The organism is Malikia sp., assembly GCF_028687635.1.
Lineage (GTDB): Bacteria > Pseudomonadota > Gammaproteobacteria > Burkholderiales > Burkholderiaceae_C > Malikia.
Genome location: NZ_JAQTZS010000005.1, coordinates 186,753 through 197,474 on the forward strand (window position 1 = coordinate 186,753; position 10,722 = coordinate 197,474).

The 10,722-nt window shown below is 67.6% G+C and carries 8 protein-coding genes; 2 read left to right on the forward strand and 6 right to left on the reverse strand.

What is annotated here, in order from left to right; translation table 11 throughout:
• Positions 1 to 7: 7 nt before the first annotated feature.
• From PHR85_RS05680 to PHR85_RS05700, 5 genes are all read right to left on the reverse strand, one after another.
• Positions 8 to 853, reverse strand: coding sequence for a hypothetical protein (locus PHR85_RS05680; RefSeq protein WP_300051584.1), 846 nt, complete (start codon positions 851 to 853; stop codon positions 8 to 10).
• A 274-nt stretch (positions 854 to 1,127) separates the two neighbouring features.
• Entirely contained in the window at positions 1,128 to 3,338 is a 2,211-nt protein-coding gene (locus tag PHR85_RS05685; protein WP_300051586.1) for an exonuclease domain-containing protein, read from the reverse strand.
• The gene (locus PHR85_RS05690) at positions 3,335 to 3,709 is read right to left on the reverse strand and encodes a response regulator transcription factor (RefSeq protein WP_300051589.1); all 375 of its coding nucleotides are present in this window, start codon (positions 3,707 to 3,709) and stop codon (positions 3,335 to 3,337) included. Before PHR85_RS05690 ends, PHR85_RS05685 begins: the two co-directional genes overlap by 4 nt.
• On the reverse strand, positions 3,706 to 6,471 hold the full coding sequence (locus tag PHR85_RS05695) for a sensor histidine kinase (protein ID WP_300051591.1): 2,766 nt from the start codon (positions 6,469 to 6,471) through the stop codon (positions 3,706 to 3,708). The genes PHR85_RS05690 and PHR85_RS05695 overlap by 4 nt, the downstream gene beginning before the upstream one ends.
• 22 nt (positions 6,472 to 6,493) lie before the next feature.
• Positions 6,494 to 6,691, reverse strand: coding sequence for a hypothetical protein (locus PHR85_RS05700; protein ID WP_300051593.1), 198 nt, complete (start codon positions 6,689 to 6,691; stop codon positions 6,494 to 6,496).
• A gap of 163 nt (positions 6,692 to 6,854) precedes the next feature.
• Here PHR85_RS05700 and PHR85_RS05705 point away from each other — a divergent pair, with 163 nt between their 5' ends.
• Together PHR85_RS05705 and PHR85_RS05710 are read left to right on the forward strand one after the other, a co-directional pair.
• The gene (locus PHR85_RS05705; protein ID WP_300051596.1) at positions 6,855 to 8,678 is read left to right on the forward strand and encodes a DUF294 nucleotidyltransferase-like domain-containing protein; all 1,824 of its coding nucleotides are present in this window, start codon (positions 6,855 to 6,857) and stop codon (positions 8,676 to 8,678) included.
• A complete protein-coding gene (locus tag PHR85_RS05710) occupies positions 8,678 to 9,340 on the forward strand; it encodes a 3'-5' exonuclease (RefSeq protein WP_300051599.1) in 663 nt (220 codons plus the stop codon). Before PHR85_RS05705 ends, PHR85_RS05710 begins: the two co-directional genes overlap by 1 nt.
• A gap of 123 nt (positions 9,341 to 9,463) precedes the next feature.
• On the opposite strand, the gene actP is transcribed toward PHR85_RS05710, so the two are convergent.
• Positions 9,464 to 10,722, reverse strand: a 1,259-nt coding sequence (actP, locus tag PHR85_RS05715; RefSeq protein ID WP_300051602.1) for a cation acetate symporter, incomplete at its 5' end; no start/stop codon positions are given.

Here is a 10,722-nt window from a genome sequence, read left to right on the forward strand (position 1 = left end):
GGCGGCTTCAGTAATAGGAGCTCGCCAGGCGTGTCTTGGAGGTCTCGACCACATGCCGGTAGGCCGCTCCCATCGCGGACAGTTTCAGGATGGAAGCCCGAACCACTTGCTGGTTCGCCAATGACTCCTTGCCGGCCTGCCTCGGCGCAAAAAGATACACGCCGACTTTGAAGCTGTCGGCACCGAGGCGAGCCCTGGTCCTGTTGACCGCCTCGGTGAACTGGGCGTCCTTCTTCATCCATTCATCGATGTCGATCTTGCCGTTGGCGAGATCATCGGTGAGTCCGGCCTGGATGGTTTTCATGTTGATGAAACTCTTGGCATCGATGACAGCCGCACCGAAACTGGCCTCGGACTTCAAGTCATCGATGCTCTCCATGAACCGGTAATAGATGGCGGTCGCCGTGACGGCTTCGCTGCCGAAAGTGTCCACGTCCTTGATGTTGATTGACGACGCGTACAGGAAGGCAAAAAGGCCGGGAGACAAGCGGTTCATGGAGAACGACAGGCTCGCCGACGAGGTCGATGAAGACTTGGCGGCCTCGGCGACCGTGTTGACCACATCGGTGTAGGCCTGAATGGCCTCCGGGCTCATGGCCGGCTTCTGGGCAGCCGGGTTTTGCGCCGCCGCGATGGCGGTCAGTGACTTGGTCACGACAGCCGCGATCTTGTCCAGGCTGAACTCGCTGGTGTACTCGGTCTTGATGTCCGAACTGTAGGAAAGCTCACGGGCGTCCGTCACGCCGGCATCTTTCAAGTGGCCTGCTATCTCGGCGTAGAACCTGGCCTTGTTGTCAGTCTCCTGAGCCAGGATCATTGCCTGCAGCTTGTCGATTTGACTTTTAGCCGCCACGGTCTTGTCAGCGACGCTCTGAACCGATCCTGAAGTGCATGTCATGTTTTTCTCCCTGTTTGCTAGCGTTCCTACTCGTATGGCTTTTCGGATGCCGCCCCGCTTTTGAAGTGGCCAATCGACGCCACTGATGCGGTTTCCCACTGCTCATACTGCAAGGGCAATAGGCGCAAGTCAAGCCGCGTGAGAAGGTCCGGGTCGGGGAGGCGCCGGGTGACGATTTGTGCTCGCACCATGAGGAGCCCGGCGCCTCCCCGACCCGGACCCCAGACCTTCAGTACTTGAGCCTGGCGTAGTAGGTCTGCTGCGCGGCGGCCCTGGCCTGGCCCAGGGTGTGGATGCCCTTCTCGGCCAGCAGCGGAATCAGCCGCAGGAAGATCTCGGCCGTGACGATGGCGTCGCCCAACGCGTTGTGGCGCCCCGTCACCGCGATGTTGAAGCGCTGCGCGATGGCCTCGATCCGGTGCGATTCCTGGCTCGGGTGCACCAGCGCCGACAGCAGCAGGGTGTCGAGCACGGGCTGGTCGAACAGGATGCCGCTGCTGGCCTCCTTGAGTTGGAGGAAGCGCAGGTCGAACGCGGCGTTGTGGCCGACCAGCACGGTGTCGCGCGTGAAGGCGTGGAACACCGGCAGCACCTGATCTATCGTCGGCTGGCCCCGGACCATGCCCTGTTCGATGCCGTGGATGGGGATGCCGGCCGGCGGGATCATGCACTGCGGATCGACCAGCTGGTCGTAGGTTTCCTGGCGCAACAGCCTGCCGTTGACGATGCGAACGGCGCCGATCTGCAGGATCTCGTCGCCGCCGGTCGGGTTCAGCCCGGTGGTCTCGGTGTCGAACACGGTGTAGGACAGCGCGGTCAGCGGCCGGTCGTCGAGCGCGCTGGCCTGTTCCGAGCGGCTGAACAGGTCGAAATCGTAGAACTCGGGCCGCCCCGGGGCCTCGGCGGCCCGCTGCGCCTGGGCCTGCCGGGGCGAGACGCCGGGCAGCAGGAAGCGGAAGAAGGACAGGTGCCGGGCGCGGTCGCGCTCGAACCAGAGCGCGCCGCCGTGGCGCTCGACCACGTCGCGCACCGAGAAGGCGTGGCTCTCCGACCCGATGCGCACCGGGTCGAGCTCCCAACCCATGACGGTCTCGGTGCTGATCGCGGGGCCGATCCACATCAGGTCGAGGTGGACCTTGGACGGCCCTTGCGGCGCGGGCTGCAAGCGGAGCTGGACGAAACGCACATCGAACTCCTCCTGCAACCGGGCCGAGAGATAGACCAGTGCCTGCAGCAGGCTGTAGCTCTCGATGCGCAACCAGGCGCTGACATCGACCTCGGCCTCGCGCGCCGACAAGCCGGCCTGCTCGGCGATGCGGCGCTGCGCGGCGGCAACGAAATCGCTGCCCAGCATGTCCTCCATCGGCCAGCGGCTGGCCACGCGCTCGGAGGCCTGGCTCATCAGCGGCTTGAGGCGTTCGCCCATGGCCAGCACCTCGTCGCGCACGACTCGCAGGAAGCGCTCGCGCATGGCGGGCTCCAGATCGGGAAAATCCAGCATCTCGACCGCTGCCTGGATGTTGGCCAGCGAGGCCCGGCTGCCCTCGGTCAGCGCCAGCAGCGCCCGGTCGCGCGCGGCCTCCTGCTCGTAATCGGGCATCACGTCGTCGAGCATCAGCACATAGCCCGCGATCTCCTGCGCGGCGTCCGAGCCGGCACCCGGACCAGCATCAAGCGGCTGACGCACCGGCGCGAGCTGGACCCGCAGCAGCTGGCCCGCAGGCGTGAGCGTGACGAACTGGGCCGAGGGCTGGGCGGCACCGCGCCGCATGCGCTGGCGCACGGTCTCCAGCGCGTGCGCGACCAGCTTGCGGTCGAACAGGTCATGAATGGAGCGGCCCAGGCCCAGCAGGCCGGCCGTATCCGCTGAGCCCGCCGGGCGGGCCGATTCCGCCAGGGCCTGGAACTGGGCGCGGGCGCGCTGGTTGTAGAGCAGGATGCGGCCTTCGAGGTTGCAGACCACCACGCTCTGGGTCAGCTCGGACATCAGCGCGGCCAGGCGCGACTTTTCCTGCTCGATGCGCTGGGCGGCGGCCTGGACCTTGGCGTCCATCTCGCGCCGTAGGGTCTCGCGCTGCTCCACCAGCTGGTTGAACAGCACGGTGAGCGCGCGCGTCTCGGGGTTGCCCGCCGGCGCCAGCTCGCGGACCACGTCGGTGCGCAGCAGGATCTGCGCCTCCTCGGCCAGGCGGACCGAGGGGGTGACCCAGAAATCGAACCAGCGCTTGAGCCCGTAGGCAATCGCCGCGATGCCGCCAGCCCAGGTCAGCCCGACCGCCACCAGGTGCGGGCCGATCAGCTCAAGGGCCGCCTCGCGCTGGACCGGGTCCAGGGTCAGCGCGACCAGCGCGAAGGTCAGCGCCAGCCAGGCGACCGAGGCGACGGCGGCCACCGCCAGCATCAGCCACAGGCGCCGGTCGGTCCGGCCCGGCCTGATCATGCGCCGGCTCCGAGCAGGCCGCGCACCTTGTCGACCAGTTCCCGGGTCGAGAAGGGCTTGGTCATGTAGTCATTGGCGCCCAGCGCCAGACCCTTGGCCATGTCGGTGTCGCGGCCCTTGGCGGTCAGCATCAGGATGCGCAGCGCCGACAGCTCGTCGCGCTCGCGCACGGCCTGCAGCACGTCGAAGCCGCTCTTGATCGGCATCATGACGTCGAGCAGCACCAGGTCGGGCCGCTGCTGCAGGATGGCGTCGAGCGCCTCCTGCCCGTCGCGCGCGACCAGCACCTGGTAGCCCTCGCGCTTCATCAGGAATTCAAGCGAGAGCAGGATGTTGGGCTCGTCGTCGGCGATCAGTATCTTGGCGCTCATGCGCGGTCTCCAGGCTTGTTGTTATTGGGGGTGACCAGGGGCAGCCAGAAACCGAAGCAGGCGCCCTGCCCCGGTGAAGAGCGCAGCCACAGCTGGCCGCCGAAATGCTCGACGAGCTGGCGGCTGATCGGCAGGCCCAGGCCAGTGCCCTGCGGCCGGTGGCTGCTGTCGCCGCCCTGGCGAAACTTCTCGAACACCAGGGCCTGCTGCTCAGGCGCCACCCCGGGTCCATTGTCCTGCACTTCGACCTGCACGCGGTCGCCGCTTTGCATCAGACTGACCCGGATGCGGCCGCTGCCGGTGGGCACGAACTTGACCGCGTTCGAGAGCAGGTTCAGCATCACCTGGGTCAGGCGGTCGGCGTCGGCGCGTAGGGTCACGGGCTGCTCGGGCAGGTCCAGTTCGAGCTCGGCGCCACGCTCGCGCAGCAGTTCGGCGACGGTCTGCGCGCTGCGGCGGATCAGCTCGGCCAGGTCGAGCTCGGTGTTGTGCCACTCGGCATGACCGGACTCGATCTTGGCCAGGTCGAGCACCTGGTTGACGAGCCGGCCCAGGCGCTCGGTCTCGGCCACGATGAGGCCCAGGAAGGTCTCGCGCTGCTGGCGGTCCATCGATTCGGCGCCGGCATCACCCTGTCGCGCGTCATCCAGCATCAGCTCCGCCAGCGCACGGATCGAGGTCAGCGGCGTGCGCAGCTCATGGGTGACGGAGGACATGAAGTCGTCCTTGAGCCGATCCAGGCTCTTGAGCTGTTCGTTGGCCGCGCGCAGTTCGGCGCTGGCGCGTTCGAGCGAGAGCGATTTTTCCTCCAGCTCGCGCGAGTGCAGCAGCAGGCGCTTGGCCTCCTCGACCATGTCGAGCAGGTCATCCAGCGCCAGCGCCTCCTCCTCGACCACCGAGGCCACCATGACACGGGCCGAGGCGCTGCCGATCGCGCCGGTGAGCTGGGTCTCGACGAAGTGGACCAGTTCGGCATCGGCCTGCAGTTGCTCGATGCGGTCAACCCCGTGCTGGCGGGCGAAACGCTCGAACAGTTCGCGCGCCCGCCCGGCGCCGAGGAAACGCTCGGCCAGCGCCAGCAGGCTGGCGACGCTGGCCTGGCCGCGCCAGAACACCGGCTGCAGCTGGCTGCTGCGCTCGAAGACGTCGACGAACAGCAACGCCTGGCTGGCCTCGGCCACCGAGGGACTGCGCCAGAGCGAGACACCGACATAGAGACCAACGTTGCACAGCAGGCTCCAGAACAGCGAATGGGTCAGGTTGTCGAATCCCGACAAGCCCAGCAGCGCCTCCGGCCTGAGCCAGGCCAGCCCCCAGAGCCCCTCGCGCAGGAAGGTGTCCGGCAGCCAGCCCGACTTGGCCAGAGAAGGCAGCATCAGCGTGTAGCTCCAGAGCGCGAAGCCCGCCAGCAGGCCGGCCAGCGCGCCAGGGCGGGTGGCGCCACGCCAGTACATGCCGCCCAGCAGCGCCGGCGCGAACTGGGCCACCGCCGCGAAGCTGATCAGGCCGATGCTGACCAGGGCGTAGGCCTCGCCAGCCAGGCGGAAATAGCAGTAGCCCAGCAGCAGCACGGCCAGGATGGCGAGGCGGCGCGTGTTGAGGATGGCGCGCGTCAGGTCGTGCCCGCCCTCGGACCAGCGGCGCGTGCGCAGCAGCACCGGCACCACCAGGTCGTTGCAGACCATGGTCGAGACGGCGATGGTCTCGACGATCACCATGCCGGTGGCCGCCGACAGGCCGCCGACGAAGGCCAGCAGCGCCAGCGCCGGCTGACCCTGGCTCAGCGGCAGCGAAAGCACGAAGGTCTCGGGGTCGGCCTGGCCGGGGCCGAAATGCAGCAGGCCACCGAGTGCGATCGGCAGCACGAACAGGTTGATCAGCAGCAGGTAGAGCGGAAAGACCCAGGCGGCGCGCCGCAGGTGGCGCTCGTCGACGTTCTCGACCACCATGATCTGGAACTGGCGCGGCAGCAGCAGCACCGACAGCATGGCCAGCAGCGTCAGCGCGAACCATTGCGGGTGGTCGAATCCACCGTCCAGGCCTGGCGCGAACAGGCTGGCCAGCTCGGGCCTGGCCAGGGCGCGCTCGAAGAGGTCGCCGAGGCCGTCGAACAGGCCCCAGCTGACATAGCCACCGATGGCCAGGAAGGCCAGCAGCTTGACGACCGACTCGAAGGCGACCGCCGCCACCATGCCCTCGTGGCGCTCGCTGCTGTCGAGGTGGCGCGCGCCGAACACCATGGTGAAGCCGGCCAGCGCCAGCGCCAGGTAGAGGGTGCTTTCCTGCCACCAGGCGCGCGGCTGGGCCTGGGCGCCAGCCACGGCCGTCAGGACATCGTAGGCGACCGAGACGCCCTTGAGCTGCAGCGCGATGTAGGGCACGATGCCGACCACCGTGATCAGCGTGACCAGTCCGGCCAGCAAGGGACTCTTGCCGTAGCGGCTGGCGATGAAGTCGGCGATCGAGGTGATGCGGTAGCGCTTGGCGATGCGCAGCATCTTGCGCAGCACCAGCCAGGCCAGCACCATGGCCAGCATCGGACCCAGATAGATCGGCAGGAACCAGACGCCGCTGCTGGCGGCACGGCCCACGCTGCCGAAATAGGTCCAGGCGCTGCAATAGACCGCGATCGAGAGCGCGTAGACCCAGGGACTGGCGATGACCGACCGGCCAGCGGCCGCGCGCCGGTCGCCGTAGGCCGCGACGGCGAACAGCACCAGCAGATAGGCCAGCGAGACAGCGACGATCAGCAGCGGCGACATGCGGGGTCCCGGCCAGCCGGACTCAGTCCGGTCGGCGCTCCATGAGCCAGGCCAGCGCCGCGATCAGCAGGGCCCAGAGCACGAACAGCGCCAGCGGAAACAGCGGCAGCCCCCAGAGCAGCGCCTCGCGGTTCCAGAGCGCGATCAGGGGGTAGTTGAGCAGCAGGCAGCCAGCCACGAACAGCGCCAGCAGGCGTTGCGACTCCAGTTTCTGCTTCATGCCCGGTCTCCGTCTTGCATCGTTGACGTGCTTGACGCCAACCCGGTCTGCATTGTGCATCCGCAGCGCTTACCCCCCTCTTACTGTGCAAACCGAGGGCAGGATTCGCTCGCCCGGGTGCAGAATGTCAGCAGCAAGATCGCACGCTGAGCTGACTCCCCACATGCCCGACGCCTTCAACTTTTCCGCCTCCCCGTTCGACTGCCTGACACCCGATGAGCGCCGCCTGGTGCGCCACAGCGTGGACCTGGGCTATTACCGCGAGGGCGAGACCCTGCTGGCCCCCGGCATGGCACCGACCCATCTGTTCGTCGTGATCAAGGGCCATGTGGCGCAGTGGGACGGCGAGGAGCTCGTCGCGACCTTCGGCCCGGACGACTGCTTCGATGGCCGCGCGCTGCTGGCGGGCAAGGTCAGCGACCGCTTCGTCGCCGCCGGGGAGGTGGTGGCCTACGAGCTCAAGCAGCAGGCGGTGACCGAGCTGATCGCTTCGAACGCGGGCTTCAGCGCGCTGCTGTTTGCCGACCTGGGCCAGCGCCTGGGCGCCCTGTCGCGGCGCCAGGACCAGCATCAGCTGCAGGCGCTGACGCTGGCGCGGGTGGACGAGGCCTACCTGCGACCGGCGCGCGAGGTCGATGCGCGCGACGACATCGTCTCGGTCGCACGCATCCTGCATACCGAGCGCACCCACAACGTGCTGGTGCGCGACGTGAGCAGCGACCCACCCCGGCTGGGTATCTTCACCGTCGCCAGACTCGCGCCAGCCATCCTCGACGGACGCCCGCTGGATGAGCTGCCGGTCGGTGACCTGGCCGACTACCCGCTGCTGACGGTGCAGCGCTCGGACCAGATCGGCGACGCGATGACGCTGATGCTGAGTCACCGCGCACACCGGGTGGTGGTGCTCGACGGCCAGCTCATCGTCGGCGTGCTCGAAGCGCTCGACCTGTTCAGCTTCCTGTCCAACCATTCGCACCTGATCAGCGTGCAGATCGAGCAGGCCCGGGACCTGGCGGCGCTGAGCCAGGCCGCCGCGCAGATCACGCGCATGATCACGCTGATGCAGCGCAGCGGCATGCGGGTGACGCTGATCGCCAAACTGGTGCAGCAGCTCAACGCGCAACTGTTCGAGCGCGCCTGGCAGATGATCGCGCCGCCTGAGCTGGTCGCCAACAGCTGCCTGTTCGTGATGGGCAGCGAGGGCCGTGGCGAGCAGCTGCTCAAGACCGATCAGGACAACGGCCTGATCCTGCGCGACGGCTACGCACCCCCGGTCGAGCTGGGCGCGATCTGCGAGCGCTTCTCGCAGGCGCTGGCGAGTTTCGGCTACCCCGAATGTCCGGGCCGCATCATGGTCAGCAACCCCGACTGGCGCGCGCCGCTGGCCGATTTCTCGCGCCAGGCGCGCGAGTGGCTGATCCTGCCCGACCCCGACAGCCTGATGAAGCTGGCGATCTTCATGGATGCGCACGCGGTCTGCGGCGACGCCGAGCTGCTGCGGCAGGCGCGCGAGGCCGTGCTGGCGCTGGCCCCCGACAACCAGCTGGTGCTGGGGCGCTTTGCCTCGGTGATCACGGCCTTCGGCGAGAGCCAGGGCTGGTGGAACAAGCTGTTCTCGCTCGGCGATGCCGACGCCGGACTCGACCTCAAGAAGGAAGGCATCTTCCCGCTGGTGCATGGCATCCGCAGCCTGGCGCTGGCGCGTCGGCTGGCCGAGACCGGCACCGCCGCCCGCATCGCGGCGCTGGTGGCCGACGGCACCCTGGACGCCAAGATGGGATCGGAGCTGACCGATTGTCTGAGCTTCTTCATGGGACTCAAGCTCAAGGCCGGGCTGGCCGAGCTCGACACCGGGCGCGCGGTCAGCGGGCGCATCGACCCGGCCAAGCTGAGCGCGCTCGAGCGCGACCTGCTCAAGGACACGCTGGCCGCCGTCAAGCGCTTCAAGGCCCTGCTGCGGCTGCGCTTCCACCTGGACGCGATGTGATGGAGCACCCGCTGCTTCCCTCCCGCCTGGCCGGTGCGTTGAGGCGCGAATGGCGGCTGCGCCACCTCGGCGATGCCAGCTACGGCTTCCTGTTCGATCCCGCGCCAGAAAACGAATGGGTCTCGCTGGCCTGCGCGACCACCGGCCATGACCAGGAAAAAGACCGGGTGCTGGCGCTCTGCGCGGTGCGCGTGCGCGGCCACCGGGTGCTGAGCAGCGAGCGGCTGGAGCTGCTGCTGCGCCCCGACGGACCCGACGGCCGGGTCGCCACTGAAGCCCTGCGCCGCCACGGGCTGCGCGAACAGGACCTCGCGCAGGATTTGCCGGCGGCAGAGGCGGCCAAGGCGCTGCTGCATTTCATCGGCAGCCGTCCGCTGCTGGGCTACTACCTCGAATTCGACTGCGCCATGCTGGAGCAGATCGTCAAGCCGCTGATCGGGATCGGGCTGCCGCAGGAGCAGCTGGAAGTCTCGTCGCTCTACTATGACTGGCGCCTGCGCCAGCTGCCGCCCTACCAGCAGGACGGCGTCAACATCGACCTGCGCTATTCGACGATGCTGCAGGCGCTGGACCTGCCCGAGCGCGAGTCACCCGATCCGCTCGACCGCGCCGTGCTGACGGCGCTGGCCTTCATCAAGCTCAGGCAAATGGCAGCGGTTTGAATTCCGCCTGGCCACTGAGCCGTCATCATCACCGGCGCAACGCCAATAAAAAAACCGGGCTTTCAGCCAGCCCGGTTCCTGTTTGCACCGCCAGGATGACTCCCGGACGGTGAAAGCAGCGGCTCAGTGACCCGATGCGCCCGAGGCACCCAGGCCGGTCTCGGAGCGGACCTTCTGCACGGCGAAGGCGGCGCGCTCGTTGGTGGCGTCCTGGCTGCGGTCGAGGACCGAGAACAGCCAGATGCCGACGAAGCCGATGGTCATCGAGAACAGCGCCGGCGAGCTGTACGGGAACCAGGCCGAACCCTTGGGGTTGCCCAGCGTGGCTTCCCACACCGAGGGCGAGACGACGGTCAGCGCGACCGAGGAGAACAGGCCCAGGAAGCCGCCGATCACGGCGCCCTTGGTGGTGCAATCCTTCCACAGCACGCTCATGAAGAGCACCGGGAAGTTGGCCGAAGCCGCGATCGCGAAGGCCAGCGAGACCATGAAGGCGATGTTCTGCTTCTCGAAGGCGATGCCCAGGGTCACGGCCAGCACGCCGAGGGCCAGGGTGGTGATGCGCGAGACCTTGAGCTCGGCAGCGCTGTCGGCATTGCCCTTCTTGAACACGGTGGCGTAGAGGTCATGCGAGACGGCGGAGGCACCCGACAGGGTCAGGCCAGCCACCACGGCCAGGATGGTCGCGAAGGCCACGGCCGAGATGAAGCCGTAGAACACGTTGCCGCCGACGGTCTTGGCGACCAGCACGGCTGCCATGTTGGCGGTACCGGCACCGCCCAGGATCACGCCCTTGACGACGTCAGCCATCTCGGGGTTGGTCAACACCAGGGTGATGGCGCCGAAGCCGATGATGAAGATCAGCACGTAGAAGTAGCCGATCCAGGTGGTGGCCCAGAACACCGACTTGCGGGCTTCCTTGGCATCGGGCACGGTGAAGAAGCGCATCAGGATATGCGGCAGACCGGCGGTACCGAACATCAGCGCCATGCCGAAGCTGATCGCGGAGATCGGGTCCTTGATGAAGCCACCCGGGCCCATGATGGACAGACCGGCCGCAGCGGCCTCTTCCGGGGTCTTGCCGGCGTTGGCGGCGATCGCGGTCTTGACCTCGACGCCCTTGGCGAACAGCGCTTCGAGCGAGAAGCCGTACTGCGCCATCACCATGATGGCCATGAAGGTCACACCCGACAGCAGCAGGCAGGCCTTGATGATCTGCACCCAGGTGGTTGCGGTCATGCCGCCGAACAGCACGTAGACCATCATCAGCGCGCCGACGATCACCACCGCCATCCAGTAGTCGAGGCCGAACAGCAGCTTGATCAGCTGGCCGGCACCCACCATCTGGGCGATCAGGTAGAAGGCGACCACGACCAGCGTGC